This window comes from Roseovarius sp. A-2, assembly GCF_002072155.1.
Classification (GTDB): Bacteria; Pseudomonadota; Alphaproteobacteria; order Rhodobacterales; family Rhodobacteraceae; genus Roseovarius.
Window position 1 is genome coordinate 317,140 of the sequence record NZ_BDIY01000003.1, and the last position, 18,567, is coordinate 335,706.

The following is an 18,567-nucleotide window of genomic DNA, read 5'->3' on the forward strand; positions in this document are numbered from 1 at the left end:
GCTAACATGTGTACTATGCCTTGAATTTCAATGCAAATCATTGTGGTTTTCGCGGCTTGGCGCGCAGTGTCGGGTCGGCGTCGCGCGGATCCTCAGGCCAGGGGTGTTTCGGATAGCGCCCGCGCATCTCCTTGCGCACCTCCGCATAGGAACTGTCCCAGAAACCGGGAATATCCGTCGTCGTCTGCACCGGTTTGTGGCCCGGCGACAGGAGTGTCACCCGCAGCCTTGTGCCGCCCACCACCGGATGCGTGGTCTGGCCGAACATCTCTTGCAGGCGCAGGGTGATCTCTGGCGGGTCAGAGGCATAGTCGATCGGTATCCTGCGCCCGAGCGGCGTGGTGAAATGCGCCGGGGCTGCGTGGTCGAGGGCCTGCATCTGCTGCCATGAAAGCTGCGCGCGCAGCGCCTCCAGCATGTCAAAGCGTTTCCAGTCCTGCGCACTCTTAACCCCCTTGAGATAGGGCAGGAGCCAGTCCTCCAGCACCTCCAGCAGGGCCGCGTCGGACATGTCGGGCAGTCCGTCGATACTATCGCGACAGAGCATCACGCGCGCCTTGAACCGGCGCGCCGCATCGCTCCAGTTCAGCCCCAGGTCGCGCACCCCGTCGAGCATGGCGCGCGCCACGGCCTCGGGTGGGGCATCCTTCCAGTGCCGGTCGTCCAAGGTCAGCGCGCCAAAGCGTTCCTGCCGTCGCATCAGCACGCGCCGCTCGCGCCTGTCCCACAGACAGACATCATGCCAGGCGATCTGATCGGCGAAAAGCGCGCGGATCTCCGCCTCAGCGATCTGCATCGCCTGCCGGATACGGGCCTCGCGCGGGTTGCCGTCAAGGTCCGTTGCCACGATCAGGCGGGTGCCTGCCATCGGGTCCCCCTCGGGCATCACCGCGCCCTTGCCGCCCGACAGCACATAGCGCGGCGCCTCGCCCTTGCGGCGCAGCCCGATCCGGTCGGGATAGGCCAGTGCGGCGCATTCGGCATCGCTCAGCACGGTTTTCGCGGGCTTGGCCTGACGCGCGAGGCGTTTGGCCTCGGTGCGGATGCGCTGCACCGCGCCGCGATTGGCGAGGTGGGGGTGGCGGTCGGCATAGGCGCGCGGATCGCGGATCGCGGAGAGGCGAAGGGAGAGGTCCACGGGCGCGCCGCGCCCCAATGGATCGCGATCCGCCAGCAGCGCCGCCATGCGCGCGGCGTCCGGCCCCGCGACGGTAAGCATATGCGCGAGGCGTGGGTGTAGCGGCAGGGCGGCGAGGGCGCGCCCGTGATCGGTGATCAGGCCCCGCGCGTCGAGCGCGCCCAGCATGTTCAGCAGCGCCTGTGCCTCGGCGAAACTGCCGGGATTGGGCGGGGTCAGGAACGGCAAATCTTCGGGCGCGGCCCCCCAGAGCGCGAGTTCCAGCGCCAGCCCGGCCAGATCCGCCGCCTCGATCTCGGCGGGTGGAAAGGGCTGGAGCGCGCCGTCTTCTCCTCTGGTCCAGAGGCGGTAGCAGACGCCCTCGGCCACGCGCCCGGCCCGGCCCGCGCGCTGCGTGGCCTCGGCGCGGGTCACGGGTTCGGTCACCAGCCGCGACATTCCCGAGCCGGAATCGAAGCGAGCGCGACGCGCCCGACCGCCATCGACCACGACGCGAATATCCTCGATTGTGAGCGAGGTCTCGGCGATGGCGGTGGCCAGCACGATCTTGCGGCCCTGTTTCACCGGCGCGATGGCGGCGCGCTGCGCGGCAAAGTCCATCGCGCCGAAAAGCGGGCGGATCTGGCAGGCGGTCGGCAGGCGGTCTTTGAGTTGCGCCTCAACCCGCCGGATCTCGCCCTCGCCGGGCAGGAACACCAGAACGCCGCCCGTCGTCTCCGCCACCGCCTGCGCCACCAGATCGGCCACGCCCTCCTCGAAGCGCTGCGCCTTGCGGCGCGGGCGGTCGAGCCAGCGTGTCTCGACCGGATAGCTGCGCCCCGCCGAGGTGATCATCGGCACATCGCCCATCAGCCGCGCCACCGGCCCGGCATCGAGGGTGGCCGACATCGCCAGCAGGATCAGATCGTCGCGCAGCGCGTCCGCCACTTCGAGGCAGAGCGCGAGGCCCAGATCGGCATTGAGCGAGCGTTCGTGAAACTCGTCGAAGATCACTGCGCCAATGCCGGGCAGGTCCGGCTCTGATTGCAGCATGCGGGTGAGGATGCCCTCGGTCACCACTTCGATCCGCGTGGCACGCCCCACCTTCGCCTCGCCCCGGATGCGGAAGCCCACGGTCTCGCCAACGCTCTCGCCCAGGGTCTGCGCCATCCGCTCGGCGGCGGCGCGGGCGGCAAGGCGACGCGGCTCCAGCATCAGGATACGGTTCGACGTCAGCCCTGCGCGCAGCATCTCCAGCGGCACCACGGTGGTCTTGCCGGCCCCCGGCGGTGCCTGCAACACTGCCCGCCCGCGCCCGCGCCCGCGCAGCGCGTCGATTAGCGCGGGGATCGCGTCATGGATGGGCAGGGTCGGGGTCATGCCCCGCTTATCCGACAGCCGTGCGCGATTGGCCAGAGGGGGTGTGTCCTGGTTTCTTTATGGCAAAAATACTCGAATCCCACCGCCTGCGGCCAGCGGTGTGGTTGAGTATTTGGGACCATAAAGAATCATGGGGTGCTTGCCCCGGTCTGGACATTCGCGCCCCGGGCAAGGCATGAAGGTGTAACCGAAATCACCTCTCTGGCCGGGCGCATGGATATCACGGAACTGAGCGACAGGATCATCGCGGGCGACAGGCGCGCACTGGCGCGGGCGATCACCCTGATCGAGAGCGGGCGCGCCGATCACCGCGCGCAGGCCGCCGACCTGATGGAAAAGCTGAAGGATAGCGGGCGCGAGGCGGTGCACATCGGTCTGTCGGGCACGCCCGGGGTGGGCAAGTCGACCTTCATCGAGAGTTTCGGGATGATGCTGACCGCGCAGGGCCTGCGCGTGGCGGTGCTGGCGGTCGATCCCTCTTCGGCGCGCTCGGGCGGCTCGATCCTCGGCGACAAGACCCGGATGGAGCGGCTAAGCCGCGACCCGAACGCCTTTATCCGGCCTTCTCCCAGTCGCAGCCATCTGGGCGGCGTCGCCCGGCGCACGCGCGAGACGGTGGCGCTGTGCGAGGCGGCGGGGTTCGACGTGGTGCTGATCGAGACCGTGGGCGTGGGCCAGTCCGAAACGGTGGTGGCCGAGATGTCCGATCTCTTCATCCTGCTGCTCGCCCCGGGTGGTGGCGACGAGTTGCAGGGCGTCAAGCGCGGTATCATGGAGATGGCCGATATTATCCTCGTCAACAAGGCGGATGGCGATTTGAAACCCGCGGCGCTGCGGACCTGTTCGGATTACGCCGGTGCCTTGCGGCTGTTGCGCAAGCGGGTGCAGGATCCGGAGGGCTTTCCCAAGGCGATGACCGTCTCGGCCCTGCAGGAGGACGGGTTGCAGACGGCCTGGGACGAGATGCAGGCGCTCATCGACTGGCGCCGCGCCGAGGGGCATTTCGCCGCCCGCCGCGCCGCGCAGGCGCGTTACTGGTTCGGCGAGGAGGTGCGGCAGGCGCTGCTCGCCCGGCTGGAGACCGCCGGGGCCCGCGCGGTGATGGAGGACTATGCGGCGCGGGTGGCACGGGGCGAGGTGACGCCGACGGTGGCGGCGGCGCAGGTTCTGGACCGGGTGTAGGGACAGGGTGCGACTGGTCTGAAGCGGTCATTGACTGACCCGTAGAAGGTGGCGCGCGGGCGGTCCGTATGTCGGGTTGAGGTCACTTTCGCAGCCACCTGTCCCCGACACTAGCCCCGGTCTCCGCCCCGGATATAGACCCCCTCTGGCAGGTCAAGCGCCGCACCCAGATCGCGCAGCTGGTTCATCGACAGGGTGATCTTGTGCACCCGGTCGGTGCGCGGATCGTATTGCTCGACCGTGACGCATTCCTCGAAGGCGTTGACGATCACATCCTCGCCCAGGGGGGCGGGCCCCTCGTCGACAATGGTGATCACGGTGGCGTCGAAATCGTGTTCGATGGAAAACATGGCGTCACCCTAGCCGCTTGGCGGGTCTTTGCAAGGGGGCGTGGCCGGGGTTGGAAAGGGCTGTGCCCTGGGGCGATCCCTGCTAGAACCGGGGCATGACACTTCATTGTAATGACAGAGGTACGTGATGCGTTGGATTTCCGTTCTGGGCCTTGTGGTGCTGATTGGCTGCGTGCCCACGGTCGAGCAGGGCCCGGTCACGCGACCCGCCCCGCAGCAGGCCGCGCCGCAGGCACCGGCGACCCCGACACGCGCGAAAGTGCAGCAATTCATGACCGTGGTGCAGCGGGTAGAGCCGGTGGCCGAGCGCGAATGCCGGGTTCGCGCGCCGGGCATGAACTGCGATTTCCGCATCGTGGTGGATGACCGCCCTGGCCAGCCGGTCAACGCCTACCAGACGCTCGACCGGAACGGTCGCCCGATCCTGGCCTTCACCCTGCCGATGATCGCCTCGGTGCGCAATCCCGATGAGCTGGCCTTTGTCATGGGGCATGAGGCGGCGCATCACATCGCCGGTCACATTCCGCGCCAGCAGCAGAGCGCGGCGGCCGGTGCGCTCATCCTGGGCGGGCTTGCGGCGCTGACCGGGGCCGGTCAGGGGGTCGTCGATCAGGCGGTGGATATCGGTGCCGGCGTGGGCGCGCGCACGTTCTCGAAGGAATTTGAACTGGAGGCCGATGCGATGGGCACAGTGATCTCGCACCGTGCGGGCTACAACCCGCTGCGCGGGGTGGAATTCTTTTCGCAGATCCCAGATCCGGGCAATCGTTTCCTCGGCACCCATCCGCCCAATGCGCAGCGCGTGGCGACGGTGCGCCGGGTGGCGGCCGGGCTCTGATCCATGCGGCAATTGAAGGCGGTGGTGAACGACCGGGGGTCGAGCTACGCGGTCTCGGGCGGCGTCGTCCGCGACCGGGCCGGGGTCGACGGGTTTCTCAAGGCGCTGAAGCGCGACAAGAAATTCGCCCGGGCCACGCATAACACCTGGGCGGTGCTGTTGTCGGATGGCGGGCCGCTCAAGGGCGATGATGGCGAGGCCGGGGCGGGCCAGGTGATCCTGCGCATGCTGGAGCGCGAGGGGTTGCATGATCACGTGGTGGTGGTGACGCGCTGGTATGGCGGCAAGAAGCTGGGCGGTGCCCGGTTTCGCCATGTGCAGGACTGTGTGCGCGCCTATCTCGACGCGCTACCCGTTTGACGCAGATCAAGGCGTGCGGGGCGCGCGCCGGGCAGGCTGGTCTCAGAGCATAGGAGAGTTGGCATGCAAAGCACCACCACCCTCAAGCGGCACGCCGATCTGGTGGGTCGGATGGCCAATGTCCAGGGCGTTGATCTTGAAGAGAGAATGATGGCGGGAAAGATCCTGCCCGACGATCTGAGCGATGCGGTTCTGGCCTGCACTGGCTGCGCGAACCCTGGGGCCTGCGAGCATTGGCTGGCCGAGCGCGAGAGCGCAGCGACCACGCCCGATTACTGTCGCAACGCCGATCTTTTTGCGCGGCTCAAGCTGGGCAAGCACGCCTGAGCGCCGGTTTTTGGAATGCCGATGCCCCGCCGGATCACATTCCGGCGGCAAGCGCCGTGGCGATGCCCATGAAGAAACAGCCGCTCGCCACCGCCACGAAGACATGCCAGATTGCGTTGGCGAAGCGCAGGCCTTCCCATGCATAGAACACCACGCCGCCGGTATAGAGCAGCCCGCCCGCCAGCAGGAGCGCAAGGCTCTGGCCCGGCAGCACTGCGGAGAGTGGAACGAACAGCGCCAGACCGATCCAGCCGAGCGCCACGTAAGGCAGCCAGCCGGTTGTCATCTGGCCGGGTTTCGCCCTGATCTTGGTCACCGCGCCGAAGAGCGCGAGCACCCAGACCAGCGCCAGGATCACATAGCCGAAGGCGGTTCCAAGAAGCACGCTGAGCGGGGTGAAGGTGCCTGCGATCTTGACATAGATCGCCGCGTGATCGAGTCGGCGCAGGATCGGGCGTGCGGGGGTGTGGGCATAGAGGTGATAGGCCGCCGAGGCCCCCAGCATCAAAAGCAGCGCCCCGGAATAGACGATGGTCGAGGCCAGCGTCACCCCGTCCATCCGTAGCGCCCACATGGCAAAGAGCACCGCCACCCCGGTGATCGCGGTGAGAACCCCCGCGATATGCACCGCGCCATCGGCCACCCGTTCGGCCCGGGAATAATTGGGATAGGACATGTCGATCATTCCTCCAGTCTGGCGCGAAACCGTTAACGCTTCAACAGTATCCGAAAATTCGGGCGTCAATCCGGTGGCATTGTGGCGCAACCCCGCCTATCGCGCGGCCCGCTCCAGTGCCGGGTAGCGCAGGCCGAGTGTGACGCCGCGTGCGATGAAGCTGATCAAAAGCGCCAGCCACAACCCGTGATTGCCGAGCGACGGCACCAGCGCCGCCGCCGCCGCGACATAGACCACAAGGCTGAGCGCCATCATGTTGCGCATGTCGCGCGAGCGGGTGGCACCAATGAACACCCCGTCGAGCATATAGGCGGCAAGCCCAAGGATGGGCGCGGCGGCCATGTAGATCAGATAGCTGCGCGCCTCGGCCTGCACCTCGGGCACCTTGGCCATCAGGTCGATGATCGCGCCGCCGAAGGTGGCAAAGCCGACGGCGAGGGCGATGCAGACCACCAGCCCCCAAAAGCTGGTCATCAGCGCCCCGCGTCGCAGCAGGGCCACCGCCCGTGCGCCGTAAGCCTGCCCCACAAGCGCCTCGGCGGCGAAGGCAAAGCCGTCGAGCGCATGGGCGGTGATGTTGAGGAACTGCAGCAGGACCTGATTGGCTGCCAGCGTCACATCGCCGAAATCCGCGCCCAGAAACAGGAAGGAGATGAAGATGATCTGGAGCATCAGCGAGCGCAGCAGGATATCGGTATTCACCATGGCCATGTTGCGCAGGCGTTCGCGATCGAAGACGCGCGGCCAGTCGCGCCAGGCGGGCACGCCGAAGGCATCGCGACAGAACCAGAAGCCGAGCGCAAGCCCGCCCCATTCGGCGATCACCGTGGCCTGCGCCACGCCGGTGACCCCCATATCGAGCCACAGAACGAACCACAGGTCGAGCCCGATATTGACCCCGTTCATCAGCACTTGGATCATCAGCACCGCGCGCGTTCGTTCCTGCGCGATGAGCCAGCCGGTCATGCCGAAAAGCGCAATCATCGCGGGGGCGGACCAGACGCGAATGGCCATGTAATCGCGCGCGAGGGCCTCGACCTCGGCACTGGCAGGGGAGATCTGGAAGGCGGCCCAGAAGATCGGCACTTGCAGGGCGATGACGAAAAGCCCCCCGGTAAAGCCGATCATCAGCGCGCGGGTCAGAAGGGCCGCGACTTCGCCAGTCTGTCCCGCGCCATGCGCCTGACTGGTGAGGCCGGTCGTGCCCATCCGCAGGAAGCCGAAGATCCAGTAGAGGCCGGTCAGGATCACCGCGCCGATGCCCACCGCGCCGATCGGGGCGGCCAGCCCGATCTGCCCCACAACGCCGGTATCCACCGCGCCCAGAATGGGCACGGTCGCGTTGGAAATGACAATCGGCAGCGCGATCTTGAGGACGCGGGCATGGGTGACTGAGGACGCGACTGGGCGGGCGGCGTCACTCATCGCGGCGTGGCATCAGGAAATGGCCGGTGGCCTGCGCGAAGGGGCGCGAGCGGTTGTCCTGCCACGCCTCGACATGCACGGAGGCATAGCGCCGCCCCGAGCGGTTGACCTGCGCGCGGGCATAGGCATCGCGCGGCAGGCCGGAACGCAGGTAATCGACGGTGAAATCAATCGTCTTGGGCAAGCGTGGCAGACGGCCATTCGTCAGCGTTTCGACCTCCACCTTGCCGCTCTCGATCTCTTCCCACAAATGGCCCCAGCTGAGCCCGATGATCGAGGTGATCTCGAGAAACGCCGCCGTCGCCCCGCCATGCAGTGCGGGCAGCAGGGGGTTGCCGATCAGCTTTTCGTCAAACGGCATCACGGCGGTCAGCTCGTCGCCGCGCCGCTCGAACTGGACCCCGAGAAAACGGATATAGGGCACGCCGTCGACCAGCGCCTTCAAAGCGGCATCGCGGCGTTGCTTGACCACTTGCACGGGTTCGGGACGGGCGCGCGCCATTAGCCCCCCTCCACGGTGAAGGTGCCGGTCGCGGTGGCGACGGGGCGCGCGCTGTCGTCGTCCATCGCGCGGGCGCGCACGAAGGCCACCGAGCGGGTGATATGGTAGCATTCCGCATGTGCCCGGATCGCCTGCCCGGGCGTGGCCGGGCGCATGTAGTCGATGCGCAGATCAATGGTTGCGGTGCCGCCGGGGGCCTCGGGGTGGCTCATCGCCGCCGCCCCGCAGCAGGTATCCATCAGGGCCGAGACAGCCCCGCCATGAATCACCCCGGTTTCCGGATCGCCGATCAGGCGCTCGTCGTAGTCCATCTCGATCTCCGCGCGGCCCTCGCCCATTGCGGTCAGCCGCATGCCAAGCGCGCGGGCATGCGGCAGCGCCTGCATGAACTGCTGCGCGATCTTGTTCTTATTGTCATCCATGTGCGCCCCCGCTGCGATCTTGTGCCCTTTATGGGGTGCAACGGGCCGGGGCTGCAAGAGGGGCGGTTGCACGGCGCGCGCCTTGGCCCTAACCTGCCCTTGCAGGAGGGCCGGACGATGGTTGAGAACAGACTGTCCTTCAAGGAGATGTGCGCGAAATACGACGTCACGCCGCGCACGTTGCGCTATTACGAGTATATCGAACTCTTGCAGCCGGAGCGCGAGGGGCGGTCACGCTATTACGGGCCGCGCGAATGCGCGCGGATGACGCTGATCCTGCGTGGTCGGAAATTCGGCTTTGCTTTGGAAGATATCCGGCAATGGCTGATGATCTACGAGCATGAGGGCACCGATGCGCAGATGCGCAATTGGATCGACCTTGCCGACCGGCAGTTGCAAGAGCTGGCCGAACAGCGCCGCCAGATCGACGAGGCGATGGTCGAGCTGCGCCAGTTGCGCGATCAGACCGAGGCGAATCTCGACTGAGGCCGGGTGACGTAGGGGCAAGAAAGTGTCCCATCAATCGTCTTAACCTTGGCTTATCTTACGTCAATTAAAAAGTGACGTGACGTAGTAGTTACGTAAAGCCGCGCGGCCGTTGTAACCATGGAGCACCCGACGCAGAAGGTCGTCAGATGCTCTGCGACAGAGGCGACGCTATGACCGATGATGTGATGACAATCAGGCAGATGTGCGAGGCGTTCGACGTCACCCCGCGCACCCCGCGCACCCTGCGATTCTACGAGGCCAAGGAGCTGCTCTCGCCCGTACGGCAGGGCCAGCGTCGGCTCTTTACCCGGCGCGACCGCGCGCGGTTGAAACTGATCCTGCGCGGCAAGCGCTTCGGCTTCAGCCTGGAGGAACTGCGCCAGTTGCTCGATCTCTACGACAAGGGGGATCAGCAGCACACCCAGATTGCCCGCGCCTACGAGGTGGCAAGGGCACGTCTGGCCGTGATGGAGACACAGCGCAACGAGTTGGAGGCCGCGATCTCCGATCTGCGCGAACAGATGACATGGGGCGAGCGTATGCTGGCCTCGCTCAAGAACAACCGCGACGCCGCCGAGTGATACCGGCCCGGCTATTCTTTAGGGAGAGAGAACCAGATGCCAAGCTACACCGCACCGACCCGCGATATGCAATTCATCCTGCATGACGTGCTGAACGTGTCAGAGCAGGACACGCCGGGCTATGCCGAACTCGACCGCGATTTCACCAGCGCGGTTCTGGAAGAGGCGGGCAAGATTTCCTCGGAAGTGCTGTCGCCGCTGAACCCGGTCGGCGATAGTGAGGGCTGCGTTCTGGAAAACGGCGTGGTGCGCACGCCCAAGGGCTTCAAGGCTGCCTTTGATCAGGTGCGCGAGGGCGGCTGGACCGCGCTCGATCTGCCCGAGGAGTATGGCGGGCAGAACATGCCTTACGTGCTGGGCACCGCCGTGGGCGAGATGTTCTCGGGTGCCAATCAGGCGTTTACCATGTATCAGGGCCTGACCCATGGCGCGGCCTCAGCGATCCTTGCGCATGGCTCGGACCAGCAGAAAGACACTTATCTGCCCAATATGTTCGCCTGCGAGTGGACCGGCACGATGAACCTGACGGAGCCGCATTGCGGCACCGATCTGGGCCTGATGCGGACCAAGGCCGAACCGCAGGACGATGGCAGTTTCAAGCTGACGGGTCAGAAGATCTTTATCTCGTCGGGCGAGCATGACATGGCCGACAACATCATCCATCTGGTGCTGGCCAAAATCCCCGGCGGGCCCGAGGGGATCAAGGGCGTGTCGCTCTTCATCGTGCCGAAATTCCTGGTCAAGGAAGACGGTAGCCTCGGCGATCGCAACGGCGTGACCTGCGGCAAGATCGAAGAGAAGATGGGCATCCACGGCAATTCGACCTGCGTGATGAACTATGACGGGGCGACCGGCTGGCTCTTGGGCGAAGAGCACAAGGGCATGCGCGCCATGTTCACGATGATGAACGAAGCGCGGATCGGCGTTGGCATGCAGGGGCTGGCGCAGGCCGAGGTCGCCTATCAGAACGCGCTCGCCTATGCCAAGGACCGGCTTCAGGGCCGCGCTGTGACCGGGGTCAAGAACCCCGACGGCCCCGCCGATCCGCTGATCGTGCATCCCGATATCCGCCGCTCGCTGATGGATCAGAAAAGCTTTATCGAGGGCGCGCGCGCCTTCATGCTCTGGGGCGCGGAACTCATCGACCGGTCGCATCGCGGCGGGGATGCGGATGCCGAGGGGCTGATCTCGCTGATGACGCCGGTGATCAAGGGGTTTCTGACCGATCAGGGCTATGACATGACCGTGCTGGCGCAGCAGGTCTATGGCGGGCATGGCTATATCGAGGAATGGGGCATGTCGCAATTCACCCGCGACGCCCGTATCGCGATGATCTACGAGGGGGCCAACGGCGTGCAGGCGCTCGACCTGGTGGGGCGCAAGCTGGCGCAGGATTCAGGCCGTCACGTGATGGCGTTCTTCGAGATGGTCAAGACGTTTATCAAGGAGAACGAGGGCGACGAGGCGTTGAAGAACGACTTCCTCGACCCGCTCAAGGCGGCCTCGAAGGATTTGCAGGCCTCGGCGATGTTCTTCATGCAGAACGGCATGAAGAACCCCAACGCGGCGCTTGCCGGGTCGTATGACTTCATGCACCTTTTCGGCCATGTCTGTCTTGGGCTGATGTGGGCGCGGATGGCCAAGGCCGCGCATGCGGCGCTGGAGGTGGGCACCTCGGACGAGGCGTTCTATCGCACCAAGCTGGCGACGGGCCGTTTCTACATGAAACGCCGCCTGCCCGCGACCGCGCTGCACCTTGCCCGCATCGAGAGCGGTGCGGAGCCGGTGATGGAGCTTGACGCCGAGGCGTTCTGATAACGGGGTGGGGTGGAATCCCACCCTACGGGAGGAGGAGTAAACGATGCCGAAACGCTTTCGCCTGACGCGCCGCTTCAACGCGGCGATGACCGAGGATGGTTACCGCCGGTTGCGCAAGTTCAGCCAGGAGGCGGGGCTTGATGAGGGCGAGGCACTGTCCTTTCTCTTTGAGAATTTCGACAGCGTGATCGACGAGGACACGTTCGCGCATCGGCTCAGGATCTTCAATTCGGAGCTTGAGGCGCGCAAACGCTGACCATTCAGGGACGGGAGGCCCGGCGATGACATGGATGACGGACGAGCACCGGATGCTCGGCGAGATGACGGCGAAATTCATCAATGATGAATGGCGCCCGCATTACGCGCGCTGGCGCAAGGCCGGGATCATGGACCGCGAGACATGGCTTGAGGCGGGCGAGCTAGGTCTGCTCTGCCCCTCGATCCCCGAGGAATATGGCGGTGCGGGCGGCGATTTCGGGCATGAGGCGGTGATCTGTCTGGAACAGAGCCGCGCCAATCTGGCAAGCTGGGGCAATCCGATCCATTCCGGCATCGTTGCGCATTACATCCTCGCCTATGGCAGTGAAGAGCAGAAGCGGACATGGCTGCCGAAGATGGTCTCGGGCGAAATGGTGGGTGCGCTCGCCATGTCCGAGCCCGCCGCCGGATCGGATGTGCAGGGCATCAAGACCCGCGCGCTGTGCGACGGCAACGCCTATCGCCTGTCGGGGCAGAAGACCTTCATCACCAACGGGCAGCACGCCGACCTGATCATAGTCGCGGCCAAGACCGACCCCAGGGAAGGCGCCAAGGGCATCTCGCTCGTCGTGGTCGAGACCGAAGGGGCCACGGGCTTTGCACGCGGGCGCAACCTTGAAAAGGTCGGGCTGCATGCGGGCGACACGTCGGAACTGTTCTTCGACAACGTGGAAATCCCGCCCGAGAACATCCTAGGCGGCGAAGAGGGGCGCGGCTTTTACCAGATGATGGAGCAACTGCCGCAGGAACGGCTGATCATCGCCTGCGGCGCGCAGGGGGCTATGGAAGGCGCGGTGGAACGCACGGTGCGCTATGCCAAGGAGCGTCAGGCCTTTGGCGGGCCGATCCTGCAATTCCAGAACACCCGCTTCAAGCTGGCCGAATGTCAGACCAAAACCGCCGTCTGCCGCGCCTTCATGGACGCGTGCATTGCCGAGCACATGCGCGGTGAGCTGAGTGTCGAAAAGGCGGCGATGGCGAAATACTGGCTGACCGATGCGCAGGGCGAGGTGCTGGACGAGTGCCTGCAACTGCATGGCGGCTATGGCTACATGCAGGAATATGACATCGCCGAAATGTGGGCCGATGCCCGCGTGCAGCGGATCTATGGCGGCACCAACGAGATCATGAAAGACCTGATCGCGAGGGCGCTGTGATGGCCCGGGCAGTGGCGCATACGGTAAATGCCGGATGCCTCCGGCGGGGATATTTGGGGCAAGATGAAGAGGCAGAGGTCCACCCTGCCGCACGCGCGGGCCGATTGGCATCAGGCGCGACGACAGGGCTTCACCTTGCACGTCCATCGGCTTCCCAGCCTGTAACGCCATGCCACCAAAGCGCATTAACCTTAATCAATGATGAACGGTCCCCTGCTTCATCTTGCCAAAAATATCCAAATCCAACACCGCAAACGGGAGCTACGCCATGACGATCAAACTCCACTGCTTCGGCGAGAGCGGCAATGCCTACAAGGCGGCGCTGGCGCTGGAGCTTTCCGGTCTCGACTGGGAACCGGTCTTCGTCGATTTCTTCGGCGGTGAGACGCGCGGGGCCGACTTTCGTGACCTCAACGTGATGGGCGAGGTGCCGGTGCTGGTGGATGGCGACGTCACCTTGACGCAATCGGGTGTCATGCAGATGTATATTACCGAAAAGACAGGCAAGTTCGGCGGCAAGACACCGCAAGAGGCGCGCGAGGTGATGCGCTGGATGTTCTGGGACAATCACAAGCTCAGCTCTCAGGCCGGGATGATGCGGTTCCTGATGAACTTCCTGCCCGAGGAGAAGCGCCCGGCAGAGGTGATCGCTTTCATGCAGGGGCGGCTCAAGGCCGCCTATACCGCGCTTGACGTGCACCTGCGGGGGCGGGACTGGATCGTGGGAGAGGACCTGACCAATGCCGATCTGAGTTGCTGCGGCTACCTCTTTTACCCCGAGCCTTTCGGTTTCGACCGCAAGGATTGGTTCGAGATTGACCGGTGGCTCTCGAATATCGAGGGTCTGCCCGGCTGGAAACACCCCTATGACCTGATGCCCGGCAACCCGTCGGACCGGCAATGACAAAGGAGACCGACATGACAGATGCCTATATCTACGACGCCGTGCGCAGCCCGCGTGGCAAGGGCCGCAAGGACGGCGCGCTGCACGAGGTGACGAGTGCGCGGCTCTCGGCGGATATGCTCAATGCGCTCAAGGAACGTAACGGTTTTGACGGCCACGCCGTCGAGGATGTGATCTGGGGCAACGCCACGCAGGTGATGGAACAGGGCGGTTGCCTTGCGCGCACGGCCGTGCTGGCCTCGGATCTCGATGAGCGAATTCCCGGCCTCTCGATCAACCGTTTTTGCGCGTCAGGCATGGAGGCGGTGAACCTTGCCGCCAACCAGGTGCGCGCAGGGGCCGGTGACGGCTATATCGCGGGCGGGGTCGAGATGATGGGCCGCGTCGCCATGGGCAGCGACGGGGCGGCGATTGCCGTTGATCCGTCGATTGCCATGGACAGTTATTTCGTGCCGCAGGGGATTTCGGCGGATATCATCGCCACCGAATACGGGTTCAGCCGCGATGACGCCGACGCGCTCGCCGTTGAATCGCAGCGCCGCGCCGCCGCCGCCTGGGAGGACCGTCGCTTTGATCGCTCGATCATCGAGGTCAAGGACCAGAATGGCCTCTCGATCTTGAGTCGTGACGAGTACATGCGCCCCGGCACCGACATGCAATCGCTCGGATCCTTGAAGCCCAGCTTCAAGGACATGGGCGAGGTGATGCCGGGCTTTGATGCCGTGGCCAAGCTTAAATACCCGCACCTTGAGGCGATCAACCACATCCACCATGCCGGTAACTCCTCTGGTATCGTCGACGGGGCTGCGGGTGTGCTTGTGGGCAATAAGGCGTTCGGCGAGAAATGGGGTCTGACCCCGCGCGCGCGCATCCGCCAGACCACCAAGATCGGCACCGATCCGACGATCATGCTGACCGGCCCGGTGCCTGCCACCGAAAAGGCGCTGAAAGACAGCGGCATGGCGATTTCGGATATCGACCTCTTCGAGGTGAACGAGGCGTTTTCCGCCGTTGTACTGCGCTTCATGCAGGCGTTCGATGTGGATCACTCGCGCCTCAACGTGAATGGCGGGGCGATTGCCATGGGCCACCCGCTCGGGGCCTCGGGGGCGATCATCATCGGCACGCTTCTGGATGAACTGGAGCGCAGCGGCAAGGGTGTGGGTCTTGCTACTCTTTGCGTGGCCTCCGGCATGGGTGCCGTCACCATCATCGAACGCGTGTAAGGGGAGACTGCGACAATGACCGATTTCACGATGGAAAAAGGCGCCGATGGCGTCGCGATCATCACCTGGGACGTGCCCGGCAAATCCATGAACGTGATGAACCAACAGGGCTTTCTCGACCTCGAGGCGCTGATTGACGACGCGCTCGCCGATGAGGCCGTCAAGGGCGTGATCCTGACCTCCGGCAAGGAGGGGTCTTTCGCCGGGGGCATGGATCTCAACATCATCGCCAAAATGCGGGATGATGCGGGCGACGAGCCTGCCAAGGGCCTCTTCGAGGGCGTGATGGGCATGCATGCCATCCTGCGCAAGATCGAGCGCGCGGGGATGGACGACAAGAACAAGGGCGGCAAGCCGATTGCCGCCGCCCTGCCTGGCACGGCGCTTGGCATCGGGCTTGAGATTCCGCTGGCCTGTCATCGCATCTTTGCCGCCGATAATCCGAAGGCCAAGATCGGCCTGCCGGAGATCATGGTCGGCATTTTCCCCGGCGCGGGCGGCACCACGCGGCTGGTCCGCAAGCTGGGGGCGATGTCGGCCTCGCCGCTGCTGCTCGAAGGCAAGCTGAACGACCCCAAGAAAGCCAAATCCGCCGGGGTGGTGGATGAGGTTGTGCCTGCGGATGAGTTGATCGACAAGGCTCGCGAATGGGTCCTGTCCAGCCCCACCATCGTCAAGCCGTGGGATGAAAAGGGTTACAAGATGCCCGGCGGTGCGCCCTACCATCCGGCGGGCTTCATGACCTTCGTGGGTGCCTCGGCCATGGTGAATGGCAAGACTCAAGGCGCGTTTCCGGCGGCCAAGGCGCTGCTGAGTGCTGTCTACGAAGGGGCGCTCGTGCCGTTCGATACGGCGCTGAAAATCGAGGCGCGCTGGTTCACCAATGTACTGATGAACCCCTCGTCAAGCGCCATGATCCGCTCGCTCTTCATCAACAAGGAGGCGCTGGAAAAGGGGGCCAACCGTCCCGATGTGTCGGATCAGCGCGTCAGTAAGGTGGGTGTCATGGGCGCGGGCATGATGGGCGCGGGCATTGCCCTCGTCTCGGCCATGGCCGGGATAGAGGTTGTCCTCATTGACCAGAAACAGGAGGCCGCCGACAAGGGCAAATCCTACACCGCCGATTACATGGACAAGGGCATCAAGCGCGGCAAGGCCACGGAAGAGAAGAAGCAGGCCGCGCTCGATCTGATCACCGCCACGACCGAGTATTCGGCGCTCAAGGGCTGTGACCTGATCATCGAGGCGGTGTTCGAAGACCCCGCCGTCAAGGCCGAGGCCACCAGGAACGCGCTGGCCGAGGCGGGCGAGGATTGCATCTTTGCCACCAACACCTCGACCCTGCCGATCACGGAACTGGCCAAGGCGTCCGCGACCCCTGAGAACTTCATCGGCATCCACTTCTTCTCGCCGGTCGAGAAGATGATGCTGGTCGAGATCATCAAGGGGGCGATGACCGGACCGCGCGCCGTGGCCAAGGCGCTTGATTATGTGCGGCAAATCCGCAAGACGCCCATCGTGGTGAATGACGCGCGGTTCTTTTATGCCAACCGCTGCATCATCCCTTATATCAACGAGGGCATCCGCATGGTGGCCGAGGGCGTCGCCCCCGCGCTGATCGACAACGCGGCGCGGCAGTTGGGCTTTCCGGTGGGGCCGCTGCAACTGGTCGATGAGACCTCGATCGACCTCGGGGCCAAGATCGCGCGGGCAACCAAATCCGCCATGGGTGACGATTATCCCGACGCCGCCGTCGACGAGGTGATCTTCTGGATGGAAGGCGAAGGGCGGCTGGGGCGCAAGGCCAATGCCGGGTTCTTCGATTATGACGACAAGGGCAAGCGTCAGGGATATTGGGACGGCCTCGCGCAGAAATATCCCCGCGCCGAGGAGCAGCCCGACCTGCACGAGGTACAGCACCGGTTGATGTTCGCGCAGGTGCTGGAGGCGGTGCGTGCGCTGGAGGACGGCGTTCTGGAGGACATCCGCGAGGGTGATGTGGGTGCGATCCTGGCCTGGGGCTTTGCGCCGTGGTCGGGCGGGCCGTTCGCCTGGCTCGACATCATCGGCACGCCCTATGCCGCCGAGCGCTGTGATCAGTTGGCCGCGAAGTTCGGACCGCGCTTTGCCACGCCTGCGCTGCTGCGCGAGATGGCCGACAAGACCCAGGGATTCTATGCCCGGTTCGGCCAGCAGTCACGGGCTGCGTAAAAGAAAAAAGCCCCGCGTGCTCCAACCGGGCGCGCGGGGTTTCTTTATGGTAAAAATACTCAAAATCCCTGGCCTGCCACAGGGTGGCACCCGGGGGGCGTCACAGCGGCACGAAACCGCCTTGGCTAGCGCTATACTGTTCCAGCGAACCGCTGCCGATTTCGTGCCAGAGCCCGTGAAGCGTCAACTCGCCCGAGGCCACCGCCGTCTCGACGAAGGGAAAGCTCATCAGGTTTTCCAGCGACACCATCACCGCCTGTTTCTCCAGGGCGTTGAGCTGTGCCGTCTCGTCGCCCATATCCTTGACCCGCTCGTAGCCGGGCCGCAGGATATCGAGCCAGCGGCCCACGAAACTGGTCTGTTCCTCCAGTTCCGGCGCATGGCCCGCGCACATCTGCTGGCAACCCTTGACGCCGCCGCAGGCCGAATGGCCGATGACGATCAGATGCGCCACCTTGAGCGCGGTCACCGCGAACTCTACCGCCGCCGAGGTGCCGTGCTGCGCGCCGTCGGTCACGTAGGGCGGCACGAGGTTGGCGATGTTGCGGTGAATGAAGAATTCGCCCTGGTCCGCGCCGAAGATCGAGGTGACATGAACGCGTGAATCGCAGCAGGAAATCACCATCGCGCGCGGATGCTGGCCCTGTTGGGCAAGGTGCCGATACCATGCCTGGTTTTCCGTATAGCTGGTGGCCTTCCAGCCGTGGAAGCGGTGCACGAGATAGGTCGGCAGGGGGCGGGCGTAATCCATGATCTCTCCGGCGCTTGGGGCGGCTCTCGGCTGGATAATCGGTATTCATCTCGAATTCGAGCTATAATTCGCGGACGCGGAAACCTTTTGGCAACCGCGCAGATGCCATTCTCGACCGCGCCGTGGGGGCCAAGGGACGACAAGCGGGTGAGAAGGTGAACAACGTGGAACAACCGACGGTGCTGCAACAGCACGAATGCGTGCGGCTCGATGCCGACCGGCTGGAGGCGCTTTATCTGGAATTGGGCGAAACCAACGCTGAGGACGTGGTGTGCCGCGCGCTCGAGGAACTGGCGGCGCGGCTTGGCCAGGCCGAGCGATTCTACCGCGACGGCCGGTTGGGCGAGATGCGCAAGAGCAGCCGTAGCCTGATCGCCATCGCCGATCAGATCGGCATGGCGTTGCTGGCGCGGGTGGCGGGGGATGTGACGGGCTCGATTGACGCGGGCGATCACAATGCGCTCGCCGCCACCTTCGCACGGCTCTTGCGGATTGGCGAACGCTCGCTCTGCGATATCTGGGAGGCACAGAACACGCCCTTTTGAGAAGGGCGATTTGGCGGTTGCAGGCGGCGCAATCGGGGCTAGGCTGGC

General features: G+C 64.8%; 20 protein-coding genes. 13 read left to right on the forward strand and 7 right to left on the reverse strand.

Annotated elements, in window-relative coordinates; all coding sequences use genetic code 11:
• Nucleotides 1–37: 37 nt before the first annotated feature.
• Nucleotides 38–2,497, reverse strand: coding sequence for an ATP-dependent helicase HrpB (gene hrpB / locus BHD06_RS06885; protein WP_080456245.1), 2,460 nt, complete (start codon nt 2,495–2,497; stop codon nt 38–40).
• Between the two features lie 213 nt (nt 2,498–2,710).
• On the opposite strand from hrpB, the gene meaB reads away from it, so the two are divergent.
• On the forward strand, nt 2,711–3,679 hold the full coding sequence (gene meaB / locus BHD06_RS06890; RefSeq protein ID WP_080456246.1) for a methylmalonyl Co-A mutase-associated GTPase MeaB: 969 nt from the start codon (nt 2,711–2,713) through the stop codon (nt 3,677–3,679).
• 110 nt (nt 3,680–3,789) lie between these two features.
• On the opposite strand, the gene BHD06_RS06895 is transcribed toward meaB, so the two are convergent.
• On the reverse strand, nt 3,790–4,029 hold the full coding sequence (locus BHD06_RS06895) for a hypothetical protein (protein ID WP_080456247.1): 240 nt from the start codon (nt 4,027–4,029) through the stop codon (nt 3,790–3,792).
• Between the two features lie 127 nt (nt 4,030–4,156).
• On the opposite strand from BHD06_RS06895, the gene BHD06_RS06900 reads away from it, so the two are divergent.
• The 3 genes from BHD06_RS06900 (at nt 4,157) to BHD06_RS06910 (ending at nt 5,554) form a co-directional block, all read left to right on the forward strand.
• Complete coding sequence (locus BHD06_RS06900; protein ID WP_080456248.1) at nt 4,157–4,867, forward strand: M48 family metallopeptidase; 711 nt, start codon at nt 4,157–4,159, stop codon at nt 4,865–4,867.
• Nucleotides 4,868–4,870: 3 nt separating this feature from the next.
• A complete protein-coding gene (locus tag BHD06_RS06905; protein WP_080456249.1) occupies nt 4,871–5,227 on the forward strand; it encodes a YigZ family protein in 357 nt (118 codons plus the stop codon).
• Nucleotides 5,228–5,290: 63 nt separating this feature from the next.
• Nucleotides 5,291–5,554 (forward strand): DUF6455 family protein, encoded by a 264-nt coding sequence (locus tag BHD06_RS06910; protein WP_080456250.1) that lies wholly within the window; start codon nt 5,291–5,293, stop codon nt 5,552–5,554.
• Between the two features lie 34 nt (nt 5,555–5,588).
• Here BHD06_RS06910 and BHD06_RS06915 read toward each other — a convergent pair whose 3' ends face one another.
• The 4 genes from BHD06_RS06915 to BHD06_RS06930 all read right to left on the reverse strand — a co-directional run bounded on the left by BHD06_RS06915 (nt 5,589) and on the right by BHD06_RS06930 (nt 8,579).
• Complete coding sequence (locus BHD06_RS06915) at nt 5,589–6,230, reverse strand: hemolysin III family protein (RefSeq protein ID WP_307718124.1); 642 nt, start codon at nt 6,228–6,230, stop codon at nt 5,589–5,591.
• Nucleotides 6,231–6,326: 96 nt separating this feature from the next.
• Nucleotides 6,327–7,655 (reverse strand): MATE family efflux transporter, encoded by a 1,329-nt coding sequence (locus BHD06_RS06920; RefSeq protein ID WP_080456252.1) that lies wholly within the window; start codon nt 7,653–7,655, stop codon nt 6,327–6,329.
• Entirely contained in the window at nt 7,648–8,157 is a 510-nt protein-coding gene (locus BHD06_RS06925; protein ID WP_080456253.1) for a PaaI family thioesterase, read from the reverse strand. Before BHD06_RS06925 ends, BHD06_RS06920 begins: the two co-directional genes overlap by 8 nt.
• Nucleotides 8,157–8,579, reverse strand: a complete 423-nt coding sequence (locus BHD06_RS06930) for a PaaI family thioesterase (protein ID WP_080456254.1) — start codon at nt 8,577–8,579, stop codon at nt 8,157–8,159. The genes BHD06_RS06925 and BHD06_RS06930 overlap by 1 nt, the downstream gene beginning before the upstream one ends.
• Nucleotides 8,580–8,696: 117 nt before the next feature.
• Between BHD06_RS06930 and BHD06_RS06935 the strand changes: the two genes are divergently transcribed.
• From BHD06_RS06935 to BHD06_RS06970, 8 genes are all read left to right on the forward strand, one after another.
• A complete protein-coding gene (locus tag BHD06_RS06935) occupies nt 8,697–9,065 on the forward strand; it encodes a MerR family DNA-binding transcriptional regulator (RefSeq protein WP_080456323.1) in 369 nt (122 codons plus the stop codon).
• Nucleotides 9,066–9,238: 173 nt separating this feature from the next.
• Nucleotides 9,239–9,649: a MerR family DNA-binding transcriptional regulator gene (locus tag BHD06_RS06940; protein ID WP_080456255.1), complete on the forward strand. Its 411-nt coding sequence runs from the start codon at nt 9,239–9,241 to the stop codon at nt 9,647–9,649.
• A 36-nt stretch (nt 9,650–9,685) separates the two neighbouring features.
• The gene (locus tag BHD06_RS06945) at nt 9,686–11,464 is read left to right on the forward strand and encodes an acyl-CoA dehydrogenase C-terminal domain-containing protein (RefSeq protein WP_080456256.1); all 1,779 of its coding nucleotides are present in this window, start codon (nt 9,686–9,688) and stop codon (nt 11,462–11,464) included.
• A gap of 46 nt (nt 11,465–11,510) precedes the next feature.
• Nucleotides 11,511–11,723, forward strand: coding sequence for a hypothetical protein (locus BHD06_RS06950; RefSeq protein ID WP_080456257.1), 213 nt, complete (start codon nt 11,511–11,513; stop codon nt 11,721–11,723).
• A 25-nt stretch (nt 11,724–11,748) separates the two neighbouring features.
• The gene (locus tag BHD06_RS06955; RefSeq protein WP_080456258.1) at nt 11,749–12,882 is read left to right on the forward strand and encodes an acyl-CoA dehydrogenase family protein; all 1,134 of its coding nucleotides are present in this window, start codon (nt 11,749–11,751) and stop codon (nt 12,880–12,882) included.
• A gap of 268 nt (nt 12,883–13,150) precedes the next feature.
• Nucleotides 13,151–13,786: a glutathione S-transferase family protein gene (locus BHD06_RS06960; protein WP_080456259.1), complete on the forward strand. Its 636-nt coding sequence runs from the start codon at nt 13,151–13,153 to the stop codon at nt 13,784–13,786.
• Nucleotides 13,787–13,800: 14 nt separating this feature from the next.
• Entirely contained in the window at nt 13,801–15,012 is a 1,212-nt protein-coding gene (locus BHD06_RS06965; protein WP_080456324.1) for an acetyl-CoA C-acetyltransferase, read from the forward strand.
• Between the two features lie 15 nt (nt 15,013–15,027).
• Nucleotides 15,028–17,223, forward strand: coding sequence for a 3-hydroxyacyl-CoA dehydrogenase NAD-binding domain-containing protein (locus tag BHD06_RS06970; RefSeq protein ID WP_080456260.1), 2,196 nt, complete (start codon nt 15,028–15,030; stop codon nt 17,221–17,223).
• Between the two features lie 100 nt (nt 17,224–17,323).
• Here BHD06_RS06970 and BHD06_RS06975 read toward each other — a convergent pair whose 3' ends face one another.
• Complete coding sequence (locus tag BHD06_RS06975) at nt 17,324–17,974, reverse strand: carbonic anhydrase (RefSeq protein WP_080456261.1); 651 nt, start codon at nt 17,972–17,974, stop codon at nt 17,324–17,326.
• 164 nt (nt 17,975–18,138) lie between these two features.
• Between BHD06_RS06975 and BHD06_RS06980 the strand changes: the two genes are divergently transcribed.
• Nucleotides 18,139–18,519, forward strand: a complete 381-nt coding sequence (locus BHD06_RS06980) for a hypothetical protein (protein WP_176214299.1) — start codon at nt 18,139–18,141, stop codon at nt 18,517–18,519.
• Nucleotides 18,520–18,567: the final 48 nt, after the last annotated feature.

Excerpts from the sequence above, each read along its gene's own strand:
- hrpB (WP_080456245.1), bottom strand. The coding sequence starts at position 2,497 with ATGACCCCGACCCTGCCCATCCATGACGCGATCCCCGCGCTAATCGAC.
- meaB (WP_080456246.1), top strand. The coding sequence starts at position 2,711 with ATGGATATCACGGAACTGAGCGACAGGATCATCGCGGGCGACAGGCGC.
- BHD06_RS06895 (WP_080456247.1), bottom strand. The coding sequence starts at position 4,029 with ATGTTTTCCATCGAACACGATTTCGACGCCACCGTGATCACCATTGTC.
- BHD06_RS06900 (WP_080456248.1), top strand. The coding sequence starts at position 4,157 with ATGCGTTGGATTTCCGTTCTGGGCCTTGTGGTGCTGATTGGCTGCGTG.
- BHD06_RS06905 (WP_080456249.1), top strand. The coding sequence starts at position 4,871 with ATGCGGCAATTGAAGGCGGTGGTGAACGACCGGGGGTCGAGCTACGCG.
- BHD06_RS06910 (WP_080456250.1), top strand. The coding sequence starts at position 5,291 with ATGCAAAGCACCACCACCCTCAAGCGGCACGCCGATCTGGTGGGTCGG.
- BHD06_RS06915 (WP_307718124.1), bottom strand. The coding sequence starts at position 6,230 with ATGTCCTATCCCAATTATTCCCGGGCCGAACGGGTGGCCGATGGCGCG.
- BHD06_RS06920 (WP_080456252.1), bottom strand. The coding sequence starts at position 7,655 with ATGAGTGACGCCGCCCGCCCAGTCGCGTCCTCAGTCACCCATGCCCGC.
- BHD06_RS06925 (WP_080456253.1), bottom strand. The coding sequence starts at position 8,157 with ATGGCGCGCGCCCGTCCCGAACCCGTGCAAGTGGTCAAGCAACGCCGC.
- BHD06_RS06930 (WP_080456254.1), bottom strand. The coding sequence starts at position 8,579 with ATGGATGACAATAAGAACAAGATCGCGCAGCAGTTCATGCAGGCGCTG.
- BHD06_RS06935 (WP_080456323.1), top strand. The coding sequence starts at position 8,697 with ATGGTTGAGAACAGACTGTCCTTCAAGGAGATGTGCGCGAAATACGAC.
- BHD06_RS06940 (WP_080456255.1), top strand. The coding sequence starts at position 9,239 with ATGACCGATGATGTGATGACAATCAGGCAGATGTGCGAGGCGTTCGAC.
- BHD06_RS06945 (WP_080456256.1), top strand. The coding sequence starts at position 9,686 with ATGCCAAGCTACACCGCACCGACCCGCGATATGCAATTCATCCTGCAT.
- BHD06_RS06950 (WP_080456257.1), top strand. The coding sequence starts at position 11,511 with ATGCCGAAACGCTTTCGCCTGACGCGCCGCTTCAACGCGGCGATGACC.
- BHD06_RS06955 (WP_080456258.1), top strand. The coding sequence starts at position 11,749 with ATGACATGGATGACGGACGAGCACCGGATGCTCGGCGAGATGACGGCG.
- BHD06_RS06960 (WP_080456259.1), top strand. The coding sequence starts at position 13,151 with ATGACGATCAAACTCCACTGCTTCGGCGAGAGCGGCAATGCCTACAAG.
- BHD06_RS06965 (WP_080456324.1), top strand. The coding sequence starts at position 13,801 with ATGACAGATGCCTATATCTACGACGCCGTGCGCAGCCCGCGTGGCAAG.
- BHD06_RS06970 (WP_080456260.1), top strand. The coding sequence starts at position 15,028 with ATGACCGATTTCACGATGGAAAAAGGCGCCGATGGCGTCGCGATCATC.
- BHD06_RS06975 (WP_080456261.1), bottom strand. The coding sequence starts at position 17,974 with ATGGATTACGCCCGCCCCCTGCCGACCTATCTCGTGCACCGCTTCCAC.